Origin of the sequence: Ramlibacter humi, assembly GCF_004681975.1 — a bacterium.
Taxonomy (GTDB): Bacteria; Pseudomonadota; Gammaproteobacteria; order Burkholderiales; family Burkholderiaceae_C; genus Ramlibacter; species Ramlibacter humi.
In genome coordinates this window covers 645742-669807 of sequence record NZ_SMLK01000001.1, presented here as the reverse complement: position 1 = coordinate 669807, position 24066 = coordinate 645742, and the positions used below count along the sequence as shown (strand labels likewise).

Here is a 24066-nt window from a genome sequence, read left to right as displayed (position 1 = left end):
ATCAGGACTCCGGGAGCGACGCGTTGTGGAACACGTCCTGCACGTCGTCCAGGTCTTCCAGCATGTCCAGCAGCTTCTGCATGCGGGCCGCGTCGTCGCCGGCGAGGTCGGTGGTGTTCTCGGCCCGCATCGTGACTTCGGCGATCTCGGGCTTCAGGCCCGCGGCTTCCAGCGCGTTGCGCACCTTCTCGAAGTCGGCCGGCGCGGTGAGCACCTCGATGGCGCCGTCGTCGTCGGTCACCACGTCCTCGGCGCCCGCTTCCAGGGCCACTTCCATGACCTTGTCCTCGCTGGTGCCCGGCGCCAGGATGAGCTGGCCGCAGTGCTTGAACTGGAAGGCCACCGAACCTTCGGTGCCCAGGTTGCCGCCGTACTTGCTGAAGACGTGCCGCACCTCGGCCACCGTGCGCACCTTGTTGTCGGTCATCGTGTCCACGATGACGGCCGCGCCGCCGATGCCGTAGCCCTCGTAGCGGATCTCCTCGTAGTTCACGCCTTCGAGGTTGCCGGTGGCCTTGTCGATGTTGCGCTTGATGGTGTCGGCCGGCATGTTGGCCGCCTTGGCCTTGTCCACCGCCAGCCGCAGGCGGGGGTTGGCGTTCAGGTCGCCGCCGCCCTGCCGCGCGGCGACCATGATCTCGCGGATGACCCGCGTCCAGATCCTGCCGCGCTTCTCATCCTGCCGCCCCTTGCGGTGCTGGATGTTGGCCCATTTGCTGTGTCCAGCCACTTGGTGTTCCTTGTCTGCCGCAATGCGTTTCGCATTGCTATATTGCCCGGACCGCATTCTACTTTTCGCCCCATGGCCGACCCGCTGCTCATCGCCAAGAACAAGAACACCGAGTGCTTCCTGCTGCCCGGGCTGGCCAACCGCCACGGCCTGATCACGGGCGCCACCGGCACCGGCAAGACCGTCACGCTGCAGACGCTGGCCGAGAACTTCTCGAAGATCGGCGTGCCGGTCTTCATGGCCGACGTCAAGGGCGACCTCACGGGCATCAGCCAGCCGGGCCGGATGCCGCCCAAGATGGCGCAGGCGATCCAGGAACGCGGCCTGCCCGAGCCGGAACCCGCGGCCTGCCCCGCCACCCTGTGGGACGTTTTCGGCGAGCAGGGCCACCCAGTGCGCGCCACGGTCTCCGACATGGGCCCGCTGCTGCTGGCCCGCATGCTGGACCTGAACGACACGCAGGCCGGCGTGCTCAACCTCGTCTTCAAGATCGCCGACGACCAGGGCCTGCTGCTGCTGGACCTGAAGGACCTGCGCGCCATGCTGCAGTTCATCGGCGACAACGCGGCCCAGTTCCGCACGGAGTACGGCAACATCAGCGCGGCCAGCGTGGGCGCGATCCAGCGCGGGCTGATGCAGATCGAGACCCAGGGCGGCGACAGGTTCTTCGGCGAACCGATGCTGGACATCGCCGACCTCATGCAGACCGCAAGCGGCAAGGGCGTGGTCAACATCCTGGCGGCCGACAAGCTGATGAACGCGCCGCGCCTGTACGCCACCTTCCTGCTGTGGATGCTGTCCGACCTGTTCGAGCGCCTGCCCGAGATCGGCGACCCGGAAAAGCCCAAGCTGGTGTTCTTCTTCGATGAGGCGCACCTGCTCTTCAAGGACGCGCCGGCGGTGCTGCTGGAGCGCATCGAACTGGTCGTCCGCCTGGTGCGCTCCAAGGGCGTGGGCGTGTATTTCGTCACCCAGAACCCGCTGGACATTCCGGATTCGGTGCTGGCCCAGCTGGGCAACCGCGTGCAGCACGCGCTGCGCGCCTTCACGCCGCGCGACCAGAAGGCGGTGAAGGCCACGGCGCAGACCATGCGGCAGAAGCCCGGCCTGGACATCGAGTCGGCCATCACCGAACTCGCCGTGGGCGAGGCGCTGGTGAGCCTGCTCGACGAGAAAGGCCGGCCCAGCGTGACCGAGCGCGTGTTCGTGCTGCCGCCCGGCAGCCAGATCGGGCCCATCGCGCCGGAGCAGCGCAAGGCGCTGATGGACGGCTCGCTGGTCGCCGGCGTGTACGAGAAGAGCGTCGATCGCGAGTCCGCCTACGAAAAGCTCAAGGACCGGGCGCAGCAGCCGCCCTCGCCCACCTCGTCCGGCGGCGGGGGCGCCACCGACCGGTCCACCGGCAGCGCCATGGGCGGGCTGAACGACATCCTCTTCGGTTCGACCGGCCCGCGCGGCGGCCGCCACGAAGGCATGGTCGAGATGATGGCCAGGTCGGCCGTGCGCACCATCGGCAGCAGCGTCGGTCGCGAGATCGTGCGCGGGGTGCTGGGCGGATTGCTCGGCGGGAAGAAATAGATTCTCTGGATTCCCGCCTGCGCGGGAAATGACGGCCTACGCGGCCGTCACTTGCAGTCGTTGCCGCCGCCGGCCTTCAGCGCCACGGGGCCGCTGATGCACTCGCCCAGGCGCACGGCGACGTTGTTCCACTTGTTCGCTTCCACCGCGTCGCGGCCGGCGCCCAGCTGGCCCTTGGTGTAGATGTCGCCCAGGCGCTTGGCGGCGGGGCCACTGCCGGCGTTGGCAGCCTGCTTGTAGGCGCTGAGCGCCTCGGCGGCGCGGCCTTCGCGCTCGGCCGCCTGGGCGGCCGCCAGCAGCGCGGACGGGCTGGCCTTGGCCACCTGCACGTCGGCCGCCTTGGCCTTCGCGGCGGCGGCTTCCGCATCGGCTTTCGCCTTCGCTTCGGCCTGGGCCTTGGCCTGCGCTTCGGCCTGGGCGGCCTTGGCCTTCGTCTCCTGTTCGGCCTTGGCATCCGCCTGCGCCTTGGCCTGCGTTTCGGCTTGCGCCTTCGCCTGGGCTTCGGCCTGCGCCTTGGCCTTGGCTTCCTGTTCGGCCTTGGCCTTGCCCTCGTCCTGCTTCTTCGCGTCCTGGGCCTTCTTCGCCTCTTCTTCCTTCTTCTTCGCTTCCTCGGCCTTCTTGCGGGCTTCTTCTTCCTTCTTCTTCGCCTCGTCCGCCTTCCTGGCGTCTTCCTTGGCGGCCGGCGCGGGAGCCGGAGCGGGAGCCGCTTGCGGCGCGGGCGCTGGTGCGGGCGAAACCCTGGCCTGGGGCGCGGACGCTTCCGCTGGGCTGGTGGCCTTGGCCACGGTTTCCTCGGGCGCCTTCTTGCCCGTCATCATGATCACGCCGCCGCCGATGAGGCCCAGCACGACCACGCCCGCGATCACCATCGGGGCCTTGGACTTGGGCTGGGCAGCGGGTTCGGCACTCGTGGCAGGCGCCGGCGCGCGAGCGGCCGGCGCGGTGGCGGCCGTCTGGGGTTGGGCCCTGGCCTGTTCGGCGGCCTTGCGGGCGGCTTCGTCGGCCACCTTGCGCGCCTCGTCGGCCTTGCGCTTCGCCTCCGCGTCGGCCTTCGCCTTGGCTTCCGCTTCCGCCTTGGCGCGTGCTTCGGCTTCCGCCTTCGCTTTGGTTTCGGCCTCCGCCGCCTTGCGCTTCGCCTCGGCTTCGGCCTTCTGGCGTGCTTCGGCATCCGCTTTCGCCTTCGCTTCCGCTTCGGCTTTCCGCTTGGCCTCCGCCTCGGCGGCCTGGCGCTTCGCTTCCTCGTCGGCCTTGCGCTTCGCTTCGGCTTCCGCCTGCTGGCGCGCCTGCGCGTCGGCCTTCGCCTTGGCTTCCGCGTCGGCCCTCGCCTTTGCTTCGGCTTCAGCCTTTGCGCGGGCATCGGCTTCCGCCTTGCGCCTGGCTTCCGCTTCGGCGGCCTGGCGTTTCGCTTCCTCGTCGGCCTGGCGCTTCGCTTCGGCCTCTGCCTTCGCACGAGCTTCGGCTTCCGCGCGGGCCTTCGCCTCCGCTTCCGCCCTCGCCTTGGCTTCCGCTGCCTGGCGCTCGGCTTCCAGCCGCTCGACTTCCTTGGCGGCGGCCGCGGCGCGGGCTTCGGCGGCGCGCGCCTCTTCCGCGGCACGCGCTTCCTGCGCGGCCTTGTCGGCAGCCGCCTGGCCGGCCTTGGCCATCACCGCGTCGGGCATCTCCGCCGGCGCGCGGGCCGGGGCGCCCGTGTGCGCTCCGGTGCGCGAAGCCGGCATGACCGTGGCGTCGTCCGGCGCCACGACCACGTGCTTGTCCATCAGCTTCAGGCTGCCGGTGCCCGAAGTGCCGGAGGTGCCTGAAGTGCCCGAGGTGCCGGAGGTGCGCGACAGCTGGCCCGGCAGGCGGGTCTTCTCGTCGTCGTCATCGTCCGCTGGGCTGGGGCCGCGCGCCGCGGGCACCGAGGCGCCGCCCGGGTCCTCGTACCCCAGTTTCTTCAGCCGCCGCTGCGCCAGGGCCGCGAACTTGCCGCCGGGGAACTGCTCCAGGAAGTCGACGAAGTCGCTCGCCTCTTCCGAATCCTTGATGTCCTTCCAGTACTCGAGTTCCAGCTCGAGATTGATGGAGGAAGGTCCCGTCGCGGCGTCGGTGGGGTCCTTGACCGACGCGCCGCTCATGGCCGGCTGGGCGCCGATGCTGGTGCCGGACGCGGACGCCCCACCGGCGGTGCCGGCGCCCGTGCTGCCCACCCGCTGGCCGGCGGCCTTCAGCGCCATGGCGAACTCGCGCGCCGACGAGAAGCGTTCGTCGCGGTTCTTGGCCAGCGCCTTGGCCACCACCGTGTCGATGGACTTGGGCAGCCGGTTGTTGTGGTACGTCGGCGGCGGCGGGACCGAGCTGACGATCTGGTGGATGATCGCGAACGGGTTGTCGCCGTCGAAAGGCCGCACGCCGGTCAGCAGCTCGTACAGCACGATGCCGGCGCTGAACAGGTCGGACCGCGAGTCCACCCGCTGGCCCTGCGCCTGCTCCGGCGACATGTAGCGCGGCGTGCCGATGCCGCCCGCGCCCAGCTGGGTCTTGTTGGCCGAGTCCGGGTCCTGGATGCGGGCCACGCCGAAGTCGGTGAGCTTGACTCGCCCCTTCTCGATCAGCATGTTGGCCGGCTTGATGTCCCGGTGCACGATGTTGTTCTCGTGCGCGTGGTCCAAAGCGGACAGCAGGTCAAGCACCATGGCCATGGCCGCCTGCGGGCTGTAGCGCTCGCCGCGGTCCAGGTGGTCCTTGAGGTCGTCGCCCTCGATGTACTGCATCACCAGGAAGGCGATGCCCTCGTGGCGGCCGAAGTCGAACACCGGCACGATGTTCGGATGCAGCAGCCGGGCGGCCGCCAGCGCCTCCGTGCGGAAGCGCGACTCGTACTCCTCGGCGGCCTTGGAGTCGAGGTTCTCGACGATGATGGTCTTGATCGCCACCCGGCGCTGCAGCACCGAGTCCTTGCCCTCGTACACGAGACCCATCGCACCCTTTCCGAGGGTGCGGAGGATGTCGTAGCGGCCGAGCTTCTTGACGACGGTCACGGGGAGGTCATACGGGCAGGTATCTGAGTGTAAGCTCAGCCTTCCTTTGGAGCCATCCGACCACCTCTTCCGCCAGGGAGGAAGTCACGGACTCCGGCCGTGACGGATGTTTTCCCGCATCACTTGCAAGCCTCGCCCGCCGCCTGCTCGCTCACGCAGTCGGGCTTGTTGATCTCCAGCCCGTCGAAGCTGAGCGGCGCGCTCAGCTCGTCGAAACCGATGCGGCCGGCCCCCACGCCCGCTTCCACCGCGCCGATGCCGGCGTTGAACTTCAGCACCGTGAGGAAGTAGCGCGCGATCTCCGCCTGCGTGGAGCCCACGCCCGCCATCGCGTCCTGCAGCACCTCTCGCACGCTCTTGTCAGCGAACAGGTTGCCCGCGATCCACACGTGGTGGCCGGCGTCCACCGTGGCCAGGAACTTCGCCGAGTCCGGGTGGATGTAGAACGGATCGCCCTGCGTGTTCAGGTCGCCGCCTTTCACGTTCACCACGATCTCGTCGAGCGCCACGACGCCCGGCGAGCCGTTCTTGAGCGTGGTGGCGGTGTTCAGGAACGTGATGTTGCCGTTGTCCGTGCCCATGGCCAGCCGGCGCACCGAAGCCAGTTGCGCGGCGTCCACCGTCATCGCGCCGGCCGACTGCAGCGTGACCGACGCGGTCGGCGCGGCCATCAGCATGTTCACCACGAACGGCGTGGCCGCGCTGGTGTCGCGCAGGCTGACCATCGTGGCGCCGCCGTCCACGCGCACGGCGCCCTGGAAGTCGCCCGCCAGGTCCACCGTGCCCGGGCCCATCAGCCGGAACAGCGTGTTGTTGCCGATCAGGCCCGTGGACACCGTGAAGCCGCCCGCCGCCTGCAGCGTGGAACCCGCCGCGGTGCTGACCGGGCCGGTGTAGGCCTGGGCGCCGGTGGTCGTCACGTTGCCGGCGAAGGTGGCGGTGCCGCTGCTGCCGATGCTGCCCGCGGTGATGTCGTTGCCCGCCGCCAGGGTGCCGGCGTTGGTCACGGCCGCGGTGCCGAGGGCTTGCGAAGCGGCGCCGGTGGCCAGCGTGGCGCCGGCCGCGATCGCGAGGCTGGTGGCGCCGGTCAGGCGGTTGGCGGCGTTGGCCAGCCGCAGGGTGCCGCCGTTCACGTTGACCGTGCCCGCCGCCACCGTGCCGTTGACCGTGGTGGTACCGCCCGCCTGCGTGAAGGTGCCGCCGCCCAGGTTGGCGTCGAGGGTGGCGCCGTTGGCCGTGTAGCTGCCCGCCGTCAGCGTGCCGGTGCCGGCCAGCCGCGACTGGTTCAGCGCCAGGCTGCCCACCGTGTCGCTGAAGCCTTGCAGGTCCAGCACGCTGCCGGCCGCCACGGTCACCGCGGCGTTGTCCGCCAGGCGATCCGCGCTTCCGAGCTGCAGCGTGCCGCCCTGCACGTTCACCGTGCCGGCGTTGGATGTGCCGTTCAGCACCGTCGTGCCGCCCACCTGGTTGAGCGTGCCCGTGCCCAGGTTCGCGTTGACGGTGCCGCCGCTGAAGTTGTACGCGGCCGCGGTGATGTCGCCGTCGGTCGTCGCCCCGGTGCCCGCGGTGAACGTGCCCAGGCCGGTGCCGTTGTTGATGACCGTCGTGCCCGTGGAGACGATGGTCAGGTTGTTGCCGCCGCCGGTGAGGTTGCCGGCGAACGTCACGCCGCCAGTGCCGGAGTTGACCGTCACCGGCCCGGTGAGCGCCAGCGACGAGTTGAAGTCCACGTTGGCGTTCGTTGCGGTCACGTCGGCCGCGCTGCTGATGCCCGCGCTGCCCGTCAGGCTGACGGCGCCGCCGGAGGTGATGTCGCCGGCCGCCGCGAGCGTCAGCGCGCCGCCGTTGGCCGACAGCGTCACGCCGCCCGAGCCCGCGTTGATCGCGCTGTTGACGGTCACCGAGTTGCCGGCCGCCAGGTCGTAGGCGCCGCCGGTGGTGTTCTTCACCGCCAGCACCACCTGGCCGCTGCCCCAGGCCGGCGCCGCGATGGTCACCGACGCGTCCGCCAGGGTCGCGCTGCCGGTTGCGTTCAGGTAGACCCCGCCCGTGCCCGATTGCGCCGCGATGGCGCCGGCATCGGTGTTGATGCGGTTGGCGCTGGTGCCCACCGAGCCGCCCGGGGCGCCGGCGATCAGCGACAGCTGGCCGGCCGTCACGTTGCTGCCCGCATCGAGGATGGAGCCCGCGATGGCGCGCGCCGTGAGCGCGTGGGTCCCGGTGTTCACGGCCGCCAGGCCCAGGTCGCCCGCCGCGGTCTGGAACACCACGTCGCCGTCCACCGTGCCCGTGCTCTGGAAGGTGGCCGCGCCCAGGTTGACGACCGAAGCCTTGCCCGTGCCCACGCCGGCCAGCGTGACGGTGCCGGTGTTCGTCACCACCGGGTTCTGGACCGCCACCCAGCCGATGGAGCCCGCGCCGCTGGTGCCGAGCGTGACGCCGCCGGCGCCGCCCGTGTCGAACCGCCCCACCCCGGCCGCATCCTCGGTGATGCTGCCGCCGTTGGCCACGGCCGTGATGGCGCCGCCGGTGCCGGTCTGCACGTTGCGGAAGCGCAGCTCGCCGGTGCCGCCGCCGGCGGTGTTCACCGTGATGGAGATCGCGCCCGCCGTGGTGTCCGTGGTCTTGAGATTGGCCGCCGTCTGCGTGAACGCTTCCGAGCCCGCGCCGTCCTGGTTGGCCGCGATGGTGATGGTGCCGGTGGCGTCGGTGTCGCCGTCCACCGTCACGCCGTTCTGCGCGCGCACGTTGATCGTGCCCGCCTTGGTGGCGTTCAGGTTGGCGGTGCCCGCCATCACCTGGTACGCACCCACCGAGTCCACGACGCCCGTGGCGACCGTGCCGCCGGTGCCCGCGTTCAGCGTCAGCCAGGCGCCGCCGCCCGCCACCGTTCCCAGCGTGATGTCGGCGCCGGTTGCCGCCGCCAGCGTCGTGTCCAGGGTGGTGTCCGCGGCCAGGCTCACCGTGCCGGTGTACGACTGCGCGCCGCCACTGGTGATCGTGCCCAGGAGCGTGGTGCCCGCGCCGCCGCCGGTGATCGTGCCGTCCACGCTGCCGCCGTTGCCCCAGAACTGGTTCGGCACCGCCGCGCCCCGCAGGTTCGTGACGTTGCTGTAGGTCAGCGTATCCGCGACGCCGCTGCCCGACCCGGTCAGCTCGAAGCTCGCGCCCGTCAGCGTGGTGAAGCCCGCGTGGCCCACCAGGTTCTCAATGCCGCTGAAGGTGCCGCCCACGCCGGTGGACGTGCCCTTGGTCGCGTCGAAGGCCACCGTTCCCGCCGCGCCGCTCAGGTCCAGCGTGTCGGCGCCGGTCTGGCCGCCGCCCACCACGTTGCCGGCGATCGAGCCCGTGCCCGTGAAAGCGAAGGTGTCGTCCTTCGATCCGCCGGTGAGGTTCTCCACATTGCTGAACGCCAAGCCACCCGCGGTGCCCTGGTTGGTGCCATTGACCGTGAAGGTGGTGCCCGAGGTGTCGCTGCCCCGCAGCGTGTCGTTGCCGCCCGCGCCGTCCAGCGTGGCGGTCGTGGCCGGCGCCGCGCTGAAGTCGAACGTGTCGTCTTCCGCGCCGCCGGTGATGGTCGTGCCCGAGGGCAGCGCCGCCACCGTGCTGAAGGTGCCGGCCTTCGACTGGCCGAACAGGATGGTGGCCGTGCCCGTCGCGGACACCGCGTCGCCGAGGGTCACGTTCCGGCCGGCCGAGAGGTTCACGCCGCCGCCGGTGGCCGTGATCGTGCCGCCCGCCAGCGTGGTGATGTCGCTCGTGTTGCCCGTGGCGGTCAGCGACACGGCCGAGCCGGACACCGCATTGGCGCCCACGTCGATGGATCCGCCCTGCGCGTTGATCGTCACCGTGCCCAGGCCGCCGGCCGTGACCACGTCGCCCAGTTGCACCGACGTCGCCGCCTCCAGCGTGACGTTGCCGTCCGCCGCGGTGGTCACCGCGCCCGTGGTGGCCAGCGAACCGCCGGCCTGCCTGACGCTCACCGCGCCGCCGCCCGTCTGCGAGATACCCGACACCGTGAGCGCCGTGGCGTTGTCCACGACCTGGATGTCGCCGCTCGCCGTGTTGGTGGCTTGCAGCCCGCCGAACACGTTGCCCGCGTTCGTGAGCGTCTGGCCCGCGACCGACTGGGTGGTCAGCGTGCCCGTACCCAGCGCGATGGCGGCGGACTGCGTGATCGAGCCGCCCGCGCCCGTCGCGGTGAGCGCGGCGTTGCCGCCGTCGGTGCCCAGCGTGCCGGCGATCTGCAGTCCGATGTTCGCGCCGTTCGACGCCTGCGTGATCGACACGGCGCCGCCGCCGGTCTGGTCGATGCCCACCACCTGCAGCGGCAGGAACTGGCCACCCGCTGTGTACGCGGGGCTGGACGCGTTGTTGAAATCGATGTCGCCGCTGCCCGTGTTCTTCACGCTCAGCCGGTTGACCGAGTTGTTCTGCAGCAGCGTCGTGCCGCCCACCGACTGCACATACAGGCCGCTGCCGGCGGCGTCGCTGCCCTGCGTCCCGATGGACGTGCCCGCGTATTGCGTGACGGTGGCCGCCGAGCGGATGTCCACGCGGCCCGCATTGCCGGGCACGCTGACGCCAGCGCTGTCGCCGCTGGCCTGGATGTCGCTGACCTTGACCGTGCCCATCCCGGCCGTGTCGGTGACCAGGTTGACCGTACCGCCGTTGCCGATGAAGCCGGCGCCTGTCCCGCCGTTCGCCGTGATGGCGCCCTGCAGGTCGATCGCCCCGCCCGTGGAGTGCAGCGTCACCGTGCCGCCCGCGCCGCCGCAGCAAAGCGAGGTCGTGTTGAGGACGCCCGCCGCCGTCGAGGTGATGTCACCGCTGGCCTGGATGTCCAGGGCGCCGCCCGCCGTGCTCACGAGCCCGCTGACCGCCACGATGCCCTGGTTGTCCACCTTGGTGGAGCCGCCGGTCTGCTGGTCGATGCCGGTGATGGTGAGGTCGCCCGTGTTGTTCAGCGCGATGTCGCCGTTCCACAGGCTGATGGCGTTGAAGCTGCCGACCTTGTTCGCGCCCGTGAGCGACTGGCCGGCGACCCCGGTGCCCGCCAGGCCCGAAGTCGTCGCGAGCTGGCCGGAGGTGCCGAACATGCCGCTGGTGCCTTCGCTGATGCCCGTACCGGCACTGACGCTGATATTGCCGCTGGTGCTCTGCACCGCCGCGTTCACGTCCACGCCGCCGCTCGCCGAGAGCGACACCGTGCCGCTGCCGCCCGCGGTCACGCCGGCGTCGACCTTCAGGTTGCCGCTGAACGCGTTCAGGTCGATCGCGCCGTTGGCCGCGGTGTCCACCGTGCCCGCGACCACCATGTCGCCGCCGTTCTGCACCACCACGCTGCCGCCGCCGGACTGGCTGACCGTGTTGACGGTGAGCGTGGGCGCGATGTTGAGCAGCCGGATGTCGCCGCCCGTCTTGTTGGTGGCCTGCAGGCTGGTGACCTGGTTGAAGTTGCCCTCCAGCACGGCGCCGCCGACGCTGTCGAGGGTCAGCGCGCCGCCGGACAGGAAGCCGCTGGATTCCGAGATGTCGGCGGTCGATGCCAGCGAGATCGCGCCGGCGCCCGTGCTCACCGTGCCCGCGACGTCCAGCGTGCCGCCGGCCGTCACGTTGTAGGTGCCGCCGGCGGCCGTGCCGTTGGAGACGCTGCCCACGTCCTGCAGCGTGACGCCGTTGACCGCCGAGACGTAGACGTCGCCGCTGGTGCGGGTGCGCGCCGCCAGGAAAGCCGCATCGACGCTCACCCAGCCGCCGGTGCCGGTGCCCACGCCGGTATCGCTGTCCAGCGCCACGTTGGCGCCGGTGACGGTCGCCCCGCCGGTGATGGTGCCCGCGGACGTGAGCGTCACGTCGCCGGTGCCGGCATTCACCGCTTGCGTGAGGGTGATGTTGCCCGCGGTCGTCTCGAGCGTCACGCTGCCGTTCGCCGCGCTGGTGTCGATGCCGGCGACGCCGTTGACCGTGCCGGCGTCCAGCGCCGCGGCGTTCCTGAAGCCGATGATGCCGCCCGTGAGCTGCGCGGCGATCACCGGGACGGTGTTCGTGCCCGCGGTGAGGTCGAAGTCGGCCGTGCCGGCGAGCAGCAGGCCGCCCGCCGCGATGTCGCCGTCGCCGCCGCCGGCCTGCGTCACGTTGCCGCCCGATCGCAGCGAGAGCGTGTTCGCCGCCGACGAGGTGCCGACGGTGATGCCCTTCGTCGCTCCGACCGCGCCGACCGTGAAGCCGTTCGAGTCCGCGTAGGAAACGGTGGACGAAGCACCGCCGACGTCGACGGCCAGCGTGCCCACGTCGTTGTTCGACGAGGCGAGCGAGTAGCTGGTGGTGCCGGCGCCGGTGTTGCTGCCCTTGAGCAGCAGGTTGTTCGCAAAGATGCCGTTGGACGCGCTCCCGTTGTCCACCTGGACCACGTCGCCGCCGGTCACGCCGGTATCGATGGTGACGGTATCGCCGGAGACCTTGGTGCTGGTGCCGCCGTTGTTCAGCACCACGCCGCTGCCGCCGCCGCTGGCCAGCGTCACGTCGCCGGCCGTGCCGATGGTGTTGGTGCCGCCCTGCAGGATCACGCCGTGGCCGCCGCCGGCCGCCACGCCGGTACCGGTGAGCGAAATGTTGCCGCTGGTGGACGTGATGTGGTTGGTGCCCGAAAGCTCGATGCCGTAGGCATTGCCGTTCAGGCCGGTGCCCGTGATGCTGATCGAGCCCGAACCGCTGGTCACCGACGAAGCCGCACCGCCACCGTCCCACAGGACCACGCCGCGGCTCGTGCCGTTGTTGCCGCCGGTGCCGTTGATGGTCACCGTGCCGGCGCCGGTCGCGTCGACGCTGCTGCCGTCGCGCAGCAGCACGCCGAGGTTGAAGTCGTCGCCCGGATTGACCGAGCCACCGGTGCCCGTGACGGAGATGCCGCCGCTGCCCGTGAACCTGGAGCCCGTGTCGAGGAACACGCCATGGTTCGGGTTCACGAACCCGCTGTTCGGCGTGCCCGCGTTGCCCCCGCCGGTGCCGGCGACCGTGATGGCGCCGCTGCCGGCGTTCACCACCGCGCCATTGCGCAGCCACACGCCGGTGTTGCCGCCCGCCGCGTCGCCGCCGCCCTGGCCGAGCACGTTGACATTGCCGCCGGAGGTGTTGATCGTCACGCCGTCCAGCAGCACGCCCGCGCCGTTGGCCGCCGTCGCAGCGGTCGTGGTGGGATCGAGCCCGCCGCCGATGGTGAGCGCGCCGCCATTGGTGGCGATGTCGCCGCCCGACAGCACGGCGACCGAGCCGGCACCCGCGCCGGTCGCGTCCGCGTTCAGCGTGACGTCCAGCTTGCCGGTGCCGGTCGCCTGGATCGCGGCCGTGTCCACCCGCACGTTGCGGCCCGCCGCCAGTGTGAGGCCGGCATCGGCAGCGCCCGTGAAGGTGACGCCGCCCGACACGGTCAGGTCGTCGCCCGCACCCGTCGCGGCGACGGTGACCGCGCCGTCGCTCTGGATGAGCCCGGTCGTGGTCACCGACCCCGCGTTGAGGATGGTGGTGGCGCCCCCGCCGATCTGCTGCACGGACGCGATGTTCAGGGCGCCGCCGTTGTTCACCGCGATGTCGCCGCTTGCGGTGTTGGCCGCCTTCAGCATGCCGATGGCGTTGTTGCCGCCCGTGAGGTCCAGGCCGGTGCCGGTGGTGACGTCCAGCGTGCCCGCCACGATGGCCTGGCTTTGCGTGAGCTTGCCCCCCACGGTCAGCGTGGCCGAGTCGGCCGCCGTGCCCGTCGCGCCGGCCTTCAGGCCGTCGGTTTGCGTGGATGCGGCGCCGTCGAACGAAGTCACCGAGCCGATCGCCAGGTCGCCGTTGTTCGCGAACGCCAGCGTGCTGCCGGTGGACAGGTCCGCGGCGAGCGTCGCCACTTTGTTCGTCGCATTGCCGAGCTTGAAGTCTCCGCTGCCCAGCAGCCGCAACGCGCCGCCCTGGATGTCGCCCACTCCCCACTGGGCCACGGCGCCCCCGCCTTGCGCGGACAGCGTGACGGTGCCGGCCTGCACGTTGACGTCCTGCAGGTGCATGCCCGTGCCGCCCGGGGATCGGATCAGCACCTCGCCGCCGGCGGCGATCGTGCTCAGCGACGATCCGGTCACCACGCCGGTCTCCATGAAGGGCGTCGCCACGCCGGTGCCGGTGATGAAGATGTTCCCGCTGGCGCTGCTGACCGACGAGCCGCCGCCGATGCCGTTGACGTGCACCCCGTAGTTGCTGGAACTGCCGGTGCCCGCGCTGGTGCCCGTCATGGTGATGTCGCCCGACGCCGTCGAGACGGTGGCCCCGCTCTCGACGTCCACGCCGCGCGAGCCGTTGGCGCCGGCGCCGGAGTCGCCCTTGAACGTGATGGCGCCCGTGCCCGTGGCCGAGACCGTGGCGAGGTCGTAGACCAGCACGCCGATCGTGTTGGTGCTCGTGCCGCTGGTACCCGTCAGGCGGATGTTGCCGTCCACCGTGGTGACCGTGGCGCCGCCCTGGACGGCCGTCGCCCAGCCTTCGCCCTGGCCGGTGACGTCGATGTCGCCGCCCGCGGTCTGCACCGTGCTGTTGTTGGCGATGGTCACGCCCGAGCTGTCGGCACCCGCCGCGACGCCGTGCAGCGTGATGCTGCCGCTGCCGCTGGTGGCCACCGTGTTGCCCGCGTTGATCACCACGCCGTACGCGCCGGCCGTGCCGGCGTCGGCCTGCCCGCGGATGCTGATGTTGCCGCCCGCCGCGCCGAGGTTGGCCTGGATCACCGCACCGTTCGCGTACACGCCGCCGGCGCTGTAGCCCTGCGCGGCCTGGGTCGCCGGCGACGTGCCGCCGCCGATGGTGATGTTGCCGCCCTGCGTGGCGATGTCGCCGCCGCCAAGGACCGCCACCGCGCCGCCGTTGGTCGCGTCGCGGTCCGAGTTCAGGATGACGTCCAGCGTGCCGCCGGCGCCGGTCGCCCTGACCGGGTTGTTCAGCACCGTCACGTTGCGGTTGGCGCGCACGTCCAGCGTGCCGGCGCCCGTGCCCGTGAACTCGATGCCGCCGCTGATGGTGACGTCGGCATCGGTGCCCGCCGCGGGCGTGGCGTACAGCTTCAGCGTGCCGCTACCGAACTTGAGCAGCCCATTGGTGGCGATGTCGCCCGCGGAGGCGATGCTCACCGCGCCGCCGACCGACACGCCAGCCAGGCTGACCGACGACGGGGGGCCGTCGATGGTCAGGTTGTTGAGGTGGCTGATGTCGCCCGCGACGCTGAGCGCGCCGGTATTGAACGTGGTCAGCGACTCGGTGCCGGCGGCTCCGGTCACCGTGCTGCCGAGCTGGATGTTGCCGCCGGCGGCATCCAGCTTCGTGTCGGCGCCGAGCGTCACCGCGTTCTTGAAGTTCTGGGTGCCGGTCGTGTTGACCGCGCCGCCGTTGATCCTCGTGCCGCCCGTGCTGCCCACCGTCAGGGTCGAGAGCCGGTCGGTGGCGCCGACGGGCCCGCCGAACACCGTCGCGCCGGCGTCGTTGACCGTCAGCGAGAAGTTCTTGCCCGCCGCCGAATCGACCTTGCCCCCCAGGGTCAGGGCATTGCCGGTCAGCGTGGTGTCGGCGCCCAGCACCACGGCGTCGCCATAGGTCTGCAGCCCCGTCGTCTTGATGGAGCCGCCCTTGATGGCGGTCGTTCCGGCCGCATCGGTCGTCAGGCTGGTGAGCGCGGTGGTCCCGCCCACCGCTCCCCCGAACGTCGTGGTGCCGCTGTCGTTGACGACCAGGACCTGCGCGCCATTGACCGTGCCGCCCAGGGTCACGTTCACGCCGGTCAGCGCCGTGGCCGCGCCCAGCGTCACCGCGTCGTTGTACGTCTGCGCACCGGTCGTCTTGACCGTGCCGCCGTTGAGGGCCGTCGTGCCGGCCGCATCGGTGGTCAGGCTCGTCAGCGCGGTGGTACCGCCGACCGCGCCGCCGAAGGTGGTGGTGCCGCCGTCGTTGACGGCCAGCGCCTGCGCGCCGTTGACCGTGCCGTTGAAGCTCACGTTCACGCCGGTCAGCGTGGTACCCGCGCCCAGCGTCACCGCGTCGTTGTACGTCTGCGCGCCGGTGGTCTTGATCGTGCCGCCATTGAGGGCCGTCGTCCCGCCGGCGTTCGTGGTGAGGCTGGTGAGCGCGGTCGTGCCGCCCACCGCGCCGTTGAACGTCGTGACGCCGGCGCCGCTGCTGTTGGCCGTCAGGCTGAACGCGCCGTCGACCGTGTTGCCGAACGTGATCGCGCCCGTGCCGGCGTCGATCGTGGTGTTCGCGCCCAGCTGGACGGCATCGCCGTAGTTCTGGGCGCCGGTGGTCTTGACGGAGCCGCCATTGAGGAAGGTGATGCCCCCGGCGTTGGTGCTGAGCGCGGAGAGCGCCGTCGTCGCGCCGACGGCGGACGTGAAGGTCGTGTTGCCGCCGGAATTGACCGTGAGATTCTTGCCGCCGTCCACCACGCCGGTGAAGGTGACGTCGCCGTTGCCGGCGTTGATGGTGGCGTTGCCGGCCAGCGTGGTCGTGCCCGCCGCCTTGAAGGCGGCGTTGCTGGTGGTGTAGGTGCCGTTCAGCGAGACGTTGTCGTTGAACGTGATCGCCCCCGTGGTGGCGACGCTCGCGGCCACGGTACTGCCGAGGCTGTCGGTCGTCAGGCTGGCCAGCGCGGTGCCGGTGCCGACGGCCTGGGCGAACGTCGTGGTGCCGCTGCTGTTGACCGTCAGCGCCTGGGCGCCGCTGGTGGTGCCGTTCACGGCGCCGTTGAACTGCACGTTGCCGGCGCCGGTGCCGATGGTGACGGCCGCGTTGGCCAGCCTGACGGACTTGTCGGCCTTGAAGGCGCCGCCGCTGGTCGTGTACGTGGTGCCCTGAAGGGTGACGTTGTCCTGGAAGTTGATGGCGCCCGTCGTGGCGACGTTCTGCACGGTCGTGGTCCCGCTCGTGACCGTGGTCAGCGAGCTGAGCGCGTTGGTGCCACCGACGTCCTTGCTGAACGTCGTGGCGCTCTTGCTGTCCACACTGAGCGAGGCGCCGCCGGCGCTGGCCGCATCGACGGTGCCGGAGAACGTGGTCGTGCCGCCGCCCACCGCGATCGTGGTGTTGCCCTGCAGCACCGTGTTGCCGGCGACGGAGAAGTTGCTGTTCTTGCTGTTGTAGCTGCCGCCCAGGTAGGCGTCGTCGCCGATCGTGATGTCGCCGCCCTTGGTGGTGATCCCCAGCGAGTAGGTCCTGCCGCCGGCGTTGGTGGACAGGCTGTCCAGTGCCGTGTTGCTGCCGACCAGGCCGTTGAACTTCGTGTCGCCCTTGGTGTTGACGGCCAGGCCGAAGTTGCCGTCGACCGTGCTGCCGAAGGTGACGTCCTGGTTGCCCGTGGACGCGACGGTCGTGGCCGCCGCCAGCGTGACCGCGCCCGCATACGACTGGGTGCCGCCGCTGCTGATGGTGCCCGACAGCGTGGTGGGCACCGCGATGCCGGTGATCGAACCGGTGACGCTGCCGCCGCTGCCGGTGAAGCTGTTGGAAGCGCCTCCGCCCTGCAGGTTGACCGCGCCCGAGTACTTGACGCCGTCCACCGTGCCGGTGCCCGCCGTCTGCAGCACGAACGCCGAGCCCGTGAAAGTGGAGCCGGCGCCGGCCGCCAGCGATTCGATGCCGCTGAAAGTCCCGCCGAGGAACGACGCCGTGCCGCTCGCGGTGCTGAACGTGACGCCGCTGATCGCGCTGGCATCGATGGTGTCGCCCGCCGCGTGGGCGCCGCCCGCGACGCTGCCCTTCAGCTGCCCGGCCGCCGCGAACGTGAACGTGTCGTCGCCCGAGCCGCCGGCCAGGCTGCCGATCTTGCTGAAGCTGGTGGTGGTGTTGAGCGTGCCGGTGTCGGAGCCGCTGATCGCCCACGCGTTGGTGCCGTTCGTGGCGGCCAGCGTGTCGCCGCCGCCGCCGCCGTCGATCGAGCCCGAGAACGTCGTGACGCCCGTGGCCAGCGTGAACGTGTCGCTGCCGGTGCCGCCCGCCAGCGCCTTCATGTTGGTGGCCGTCAGGCCGTTGACCCCCACCTTGTTGGCGCCGGTGATGGACCAGGCCGTGTTGGCGCTGGAACCCGTCAACGTGTCGCCGGCCGCGGAACCGGCGAGGTTCGTCATGCCGGTGAAGGTGGTCGTCCCGTTCAGGGTACCGGCGTTGGCGCCGGTGGTCGTCCAGCTGTTGTTGCCGTCCGTCACCGCCACGGTGTTGGTGCCCGCGCCGCCGGTGAGCGTGCCGCCGAAGGTGGTGATCCCCGCCGCCAGCGTGAAGGTGTCGGCGGCGGTCCCGCCGTCGAGCTTGCCGATGCCCGAGAACGCGGTCGTCGTGTTCAGCGTGCCGGTGCCCGCGCCGGTGATGGACCACGCGTTGGTGCCGTCGGTGGCGGCCAGGGTGTCGCTGCCGCCGCCGCCCGCGATGGTGCCGGAGAGGCTGGTGACGCCGGATGCCAGCGTGAACGTGTCGGCGCCCGTGCCGCCGGTGAGATTGGAAATGCCGGAGAACGCCGCGCCGTTCAGCGTGCCGCCCTTGGCCGACGTGATGGACCAGGCGTTCGTGCCGTCGGTGGCCGCCAGCGTGTCGGTGCCTCCGTTGCCGTTGATCGTGCCGCCGAAAGAAGTCACGCCGCTGGCCAGCGTGAAGGTGTCGTTGCCCGCACCGCCCTTGAGCGTGCCGATGTTGCTGAAGCCGAGGCCGTCGCCCGTGCCTGTGCCCGCCGCCGTGATGCCGTAGGCGGCACCGGCGCTGCGGCCCGTGAGCGTGTTGGCACCCGCGCCGCCGTTGACGGTCGCGCTGAACGCGCCCGCGTTCGTGAAGTCGAACGTGTCGGCGCCGGCGCCGCCGATGAACTGGCTGTTCTTCGAACTGACCGTGGTGCCCGCCGTGAACGAGAGCGTGCCCGCGGCGGCCCCGCCGAGGTTGACGGTGGCGGTGCCGTTGCTGGCGGTGACATTGCCGCCCAGCGTCACGTTCTGGCCCGCGTTGAAGATGACGTTGCCGTTGGCCGAAGACACCGTGTTGCCGGTGGTGATGGCGCCAACGGCGCCGCCGGCCGTCAGCGTGACGCCGCTGCTGCCCGCGACGGTGGACGTCTTCAGGTCCAGCGCGCCCGTGGTGGCCAGCGTGGTGTTGCCACCCGCGCTGACGTTGCCCGTGACGTTGAGGCCGCCGGCGCTGTCCAGCACCGACACGTCGCCCGAAGCGGCGGTGATGCCGCCGACGTTGGCGATGGCATTGCTCTTCGTGCCGAGGTCGAACGAGCCGGTGGTGGCGCTGCCCTTCACCGTCGTGGCGGTGACTACGCCGGTCTGGCTGACCGCGCCTGCCGTCACGTCCAGGGTGCCGACGGTGGTCGTCGGCAGGACCACGGCGGCCGGCGCCCCGCTGACCGTCAGCGCGCCCAGGTTGGAGATCGTGCCGCCGAATGTCAGGGTGCCGGTGTTGCTCGTGGTGAGCGATTCCGTCCCCGCGGAGCCGGCCAGCGTGCTGCCGAATGCGACGTTGCCGGTGTCCGCCGTCAAGGTCACGCTCGCGCCGGTGACCGTGGATGCGCCGGTGTACTTCTGGTCGCCCGTCGTGGTGACGCTGCCGCCCAGGCTGGACGTGCCGGAGACGCTCACGCTGGCCGCGCCGACCGCGCCATTCGTGGTCAGCGCGTTGGTGATCGCCACCGCACCGAGGTCGCTGGCCGTGCTCGTGATCGTGGTGTTGCCGCTGGTCACGGTCAGGTTCTTGCCCGCGCCCGTGACCGCGCCCAGCTTGATGCTGTTGGCCGCCGCGCCGGAAGCCAGCGTCACGTCCGTCTCCAGCGTGGTGCCGCCCGTGTAGGTCTGGCCCGCGGCGCCCGTGGTGGTCACGTTGCCGCCGAGGGTGGTGGCGCCGGTGACGCTCACGCTGGCCGCGCCGATGGCGCCGCCCGTGGTCAGCGCATGGGTCACCGACAAGGCGCCCAGGTTGCTGGCCGTGCTGGCGATCGTCGTGTCACCGCTGGAGACCGTCAGGTTCTTGCCCGCGCCGGTCACCGTGCCCAGCTTGACGGTGTTGGCCGCCGCGCCGGAGGCCAGCGTCACGTTGGCGCCCAGCGTCGTGCCGCCCGTGTAGGTCTGGCCTGCGGCACCCGTGGTGGTCACGTTGCCGCCCAGCGTGGTGGCGCCGCTCACGTTGACACTGGCCGCGCCGATGGCGCCTCCCGTGGTGAGCGCATGGGTCACCGCCAAGGCGCCCAGGTTGCTGGCCGTGCTGGCGATCGTCGTGTCGCCACTGGAGACCGTCAGGTTCTTGCCCGCGCCAGTGACCGCGCCCAGCTTGACGGTGTTGGCGGCCGCGCCGGAAGCCAGCGTGACGTCGGCGCCCAGCGTCGTGCCGCCCGTGTAGGTCTGGCCCGCGGCACCCGTGGTGGTCACGTTGCCGCCCAGCGTGCTCGCGCCGCTCACGTTCACGCTCGCGGCGCCCACGGCACCGCCGGTGGTCAGTGCGTTGGTCACCGCCAGCGCACCGAGATCGCTGGCCGTGCTCGCGATCGTGGTGTTGCCGCTGGTCACCGTGAGGTTCTTCCCCGCGCCGGTGACCGCTCCCAGCTTGATGGTGTTGGCCGCCGCGCCCGAAGCCAGCGTCACGTCATTGGTCAGCGTGGTGGCCGTGTAGCTCTGCCCGGCCGCCGCGGTGGTGGTCACGTTGCCGCCCAGGCTGGCACCCGCGGTGGTGGCGACGCTGGCTGCGCTCAGGCTCGTGCCCGATCCGGTGGTCAGCGTCGTCACGCCGCCGATCGCTCCGGTGCTGCTTGCGCCGCCCTTGGTGGTCAGCGTGAGGGCGTTGCCGCCGCCGGCGACGGAAGTGCCCAGCACGATCGCCTTGTCGGCACTGTCGCTCAGGGCTGCGCTGCTCGACAACTTGACGCTGCCGTAACTCTGGCCGTTGGTCCCCGTTCCGGCCGTCGCGACGTCGCCGCCCAGGGTAGCGGCGCCGCTCACGGTGACGCTGGTGGCCGAGAGGTCCCCCGTGGTCGTGAGCGTGCCTGCGCTGACGGCAAGGGCCCCCAGCCCGGTGCCGCCGGCCAGGCTGGCATTGCCGGTGCCGATGGTCAGGTTCTTGGTGCCGCCCGTCACCGTGTCCAGCGAAACCGTGTTGCCGGCGCCCCCGCTCATCGTCACGTTGCCGGTGAGGGATGTGCCGCCGGTGATCGTGATGCCGGAGCCCGCGGTGATGTTGGCGCCGATGCTGTTGGCCGTGCCGCTGTTGTAGTTGGTGATGGACACCGCGCCGGTCGCGCCGGTGCTCAGCGCGGCGGCGACGGTGACCGATCCCGTGGAGCTGCCCTTGGTGCCGCCCACATCGTTGGCCGACAGCGAAATGGCGCCCTTGTTCGTGGTGATCCCGGCGTTGACGTTGATGTTGTTGCCCGCCTGCGCCGTGAACGTCGCGCCGCCCTGCGTCAGCGTGACCGCATCCGTGATGGTGATGTTGTTGGTGGCCTGGAGCGTGACGTTCGCCTTCAACGAGGCCAGGGTCGTCGGATCGATCGTCTGCGAGGTTCCGGACTGCGCGGCGAACGTGCTGACATCCGCGTACACGGCGGTGCCCTTGGTCTGGACGGTGATGTCCGCCGGATCCAGCAGGAGCGTCCCGGTCTGGCCCACCGGCGCGGCCAGGTCGGCCGTGCCGTCGAACACCAGGCTTTGCTTGCCCGAGACCTCCGCGAAGCCGCCATTGCCGGCGCCGGCGCCGCCCCTGGCGCTGATCTGGCCGCCGTAGCGGGTCGTGTCGTCGGCCCAGACGATCACCTTGCCGCCGTCGCCGGACGTGCCGGCGTCGGCGTGGATGCCCGCGTCCTTGTCGACGTAAGTGACGGTCGCGTTCTGCTCCGGTCCCTTGCCCTGGAAATTGCCGCCCACCAGCACCTGGCCGCCGCCGGCATCGCCGCTGACGTCCACGTTCGCGCCGGCCATCAGCCCCACGCGATCGCCCAATACCTTCACCGTCCCGCCGGTCTCGCCGGCATTCGCGCCCCTGGCTTCCAGCGTGCCGCTCACCTTCACGACGCCGGTATTGCCGCCGCTCAGCACGATGACGCCGTTCTGCTGCGACATGCTGTTGGCGCGGATGACGCCGGCCTGGTTGATGACCGTGGCGAGCGTGTCGCCCACGGCCTGCGCGGCCATCAGCACCTGGCCGCCGTCGGCGACGACGGTGCCGGTGTTGGTCGCGGCCGCGTTGACGGCCGCCGCGTCCACCGAGAACTTCACCAGCCCCGCGCCGCTGGCGTCCACCGACACGCGCGAGCCGGCCAGCAGGCCCACCGAGCCGCCGTTGGCTTCGATGGTGCCGGCGTTCGCCACCTGCGCGCCCGCCAGCGCCACGTAGCCGGCGCGGATCATGCCGTTGTTGACGACGCTCGCGCCGCTGGGCCCGCTGAACGTGTACTTGCCGTTCAGGAAGTCCTGGTTGTTGATGTTCAGCGTGGTGGCGATCAGGCCGCCCACGTTCACCTGCGCGCCCGGCGCGAAGTACACGCCCGCGGGGTTCACCAGGAACACCTGGCCATTGGCGCTCAGCGTGCCGAAGATCGACGAGACGTCCTGCCCCACCACCCGGTTCAGCGCGACCGACGAAGCCCCCGGCTGCACGAACTGCACCGACTGCCCCGCGCCGATGGAAAAGCCCTGCCAGTCGATGATCGCCTTGTTGGTCCCCTGGTTCAGCACCATCGAGCTGGAACTCGGCGTGTTGATGGTCACCGTGCCCGACTGCACCACCCCGCCCTGCGGCAGCGCATGCGCCAGCGAACTCACCAGCGCGCCGAGCAGCGCCGCCAGCAGCCGCGAGAACAGGCGGCCGGATCGCAGCCGGTAGGTCGCCTTCAGCTTTCGCGAGATCTGGACGATGACGGTTCGGATGCTGGGACGGCGGCTGGTGCGGGACGGCTTCATGGGGAACCTCGGGGCGGAGAGAGGGTCGTGCTGGGGGTACAGGGGGCGGAAGCGCGCTCGCTCAGAGCCACTTCTGCAGGGAGAACCAGAACCTCGGACGCTTGTCCGGATCGGAGGCGGGCGCGCGGTCCAGGCGCCAGGCGAGCTGCGCGCTCACCAGCCAGTCGCCGTACGTGCCGGCCGTGAGGCCCAGCCCCACGGAGCTGAGCGACTCGCTGTTGGTGATGGCGCCGAAGGCGGCCGGGATGGTGCCCTCGTTGTATTTGATGCGGCCCCAGTCGTAGAACGCGCTGGCGCGCAGCGGAACGCCGAAGGTTTCGGGCAGCTGGTGGCTGTATTCCAGCTGCACGACGGTGCCGCTGTCGCCCACCGCCTCGCCCGAGGGGTAGCCGCGCACGCCGGCGGGGCCGCCCAGGCCGATCTTCTCGGCGGACGTGAGGTTCTTGCTGGCCAGCTGGCCTTGAACCGACAGGCTCACGCGGCCCGCGGCCGAGACGAAGGTCGTGCGCAGGTACTCGAAGTTCAGCTTCTCGTAGCCGCCCGCGGTGCGCAGCCCGGTGGCGCCCTGGTCCAGCGCCAAGGTGGCGTTGTCCATCTTCACGCGGCCCGCCGTGTAGTGCACCGCGTAGCTGTTGAACGACGCGCCCAGCGCTTCGTCGACGAAGTTGCCCAGCAGGCTGCCGCGCCAGCTGTCCACCTTGCGGTCCGCGGTGGAGGGCGGCAAGGTGGTCATGTCCGTCAGCGACTTGTGCTCGTACGTCAGCGAAGCCAGCAGGTTGCTCACGCGCGAGCGGATCAGGGGCTGCGTGAGGCTGGCGCCCAGGATGTCGGCCCGCCCGGAAGCGCCCAGCGCCGCGAACTGCTTGCCCAGTTCGTATTCGGTGCGGGTCGCGTTCAGGCCCAGCTTGGTGGCGTAGCCGCCCACCGTGGCGCTGTAGCCCAGGCGGTACAGCTGCGAAGCGGATCGCTCGCCTTGCTGCACGCGCACGCTGGCCACGTCGCCGTGGCCGGTGACGTTGTTCAGGTTGGCGTTGCCGAAGGCGCGCCACTGGCCGGCGGAGCGCACGCCGAAGTTGTCCGCGCCGACCAGGCCGTCCGCCCTGGGCCCGGCGGACTTCACGAGGACCGTGACGTCGGCCTCGCCCGCGTTGGTGCCGGGCTCCACCGCCGCGGTGGCCTCGAAGCCGATCAGGTCGCGAAGCAGCAGCACCGGCTTGTCCAGCAGCTTCTCGGTGATGGCGTCGCCGCTGCGCAGGTGGGTGTTGACGATGGCGGCGGCCAGCGGCTCGCTGATGCCCTCGCCTTCCACCTTCACCGCCACCTTGCCGACACGCGCTTCCAGCACCTGCAGCTTCACCGGCCCGCCGGACAGCGGCAGCTGCTGCTCGGGCAGGTACACCTCGGTGAGCAGGTAGCCGCGCTCGCGGTAGTAGCGCCGCACCGCCTGCGCGGCCTGCAGCAGTTGCTCCATGTCCGCCGGCTTGCCCACGAGATCCGCCACCAGGGGCTGCAGTTCGGCATCCTTGTAGATCGTGTTGCCCTCGATCACGAAGGCGCTGGGCACCACCTGGATGGACTTGTCGATCGGTGCCGCGGCGGGTGGCTGCGGCAGCACGGCCGAAGGCGGGCCGCCCGGCGCCGGCACCGCGGGCGCCTGCCGCGGTTCGAGAAGCGTCCCGGCGTCGGGACGGACCTGCTGGGCGGCGATGGGGAACGCCAGCGCAACGGCGATGGCTGCGGCTGCACGTGGGGCGTGTGGCAAGAGTCCCTCCTCCGCCTTAAGCGGTTTGCTTAAAGA

5 protein-coding genes are annotated in these 24066 nt (G+C 71.1%); 1 reads left to right on the top strand and 4 read right to left on the bottom strand.

Features of this window, described 5'->3' with window-relative positions; genetic code table 11:
* Position 1: 1 nt before the first annotated feature.
* Positions 2-730: a YebC/PmpR family DNA-binding transcriptional regulator gene (locus tag EZ216_RS03045; protein ID WP_135248091.1), complete on the bottom strand. Its 729-nt coding sequence runs from the start codon at positions 728-730 to the stop codon at positions 2-4.
* 72 nt (positions 731-802) lie between these two features.
* On the opposite strand from EZ216_RS03045, the gene EZ216_RS03040 reads away from it, so the two are divergent.
* Positions 803-2308: a helicase HerA-like domain-containing protein gene (locus EZ216_RS03040; protein WP_135248090.1), complete on the top strand. Its 1506-nt coding sequence runs from the start codon at positions 803-805 to the stop codon at positions 2306-2308.
* 47 nt (positions 2309-2355) lie between these two features.
* Here the strand turns inward: EZ216_RS03040 and EZ216_RS21255 are convergent, their stop codons facing one another.
* The 3 genes from EZ216_RS21255 to EZ216_RS03015 form a co-directional block, all read right to left on the bottom strand.
* Positions 2356-5325, bottom strand: a complete 2970-nt coding sequence (locus tag EZ216_RS21255) for a serine/threonine-protein kinase (RefSeq protein ID WP_167772813.1) — start codon at positions 5323-5325, stop codon at positions 2356-2358.
* A gap of 119 nt (positions 5326-5444) precedes the next feature.
* Positions 5445-22268 (bottom strand): filamentous hemagglutinin N-terminal domain-containing protein, encoded by a 16824-nt coding sequence (locus EZ216_RS03020; protein ID WP_135248089.1) that lies wholly within the window; start codon positions 22266-22268, stop codon positions 5445-5447.
* 61 nt (positions 22269-22329) lie between these two features.
* Positions 22330-24030 carry a ShlB/FhaC/HecB family hemolysin secretion/activation protein gene (locus EZ216_RS03015; protein WP_135248088.1) on the bottom strand — a complete coding sequence of 567 codons (1701 nt, stop codon included), beginning with the start codon at positions 24028-24030 and terminating at the stop codon, positions 22330-22332.
* Positions 24031-24066 lie beyond the last annotated feature (36 nt).

Bases quoted from the DNA above. Each gene is read 5' to 3' on its own strand.
- EZ216_RS03040 (WP_135248090.1), top strand. From the start codon at position 803: ATGGCCGACCCGCTGCTCATCGCCAAGAACAAGAACACCGAGTGCTTC.
- EZ216_RS03020 (WP_135248089.1), bottom strand. From the start codon at position 22,268: ATGAAGCCGTCCCGCACCAGCCGCCGTCCCAGCATCCGAACCGTCATC.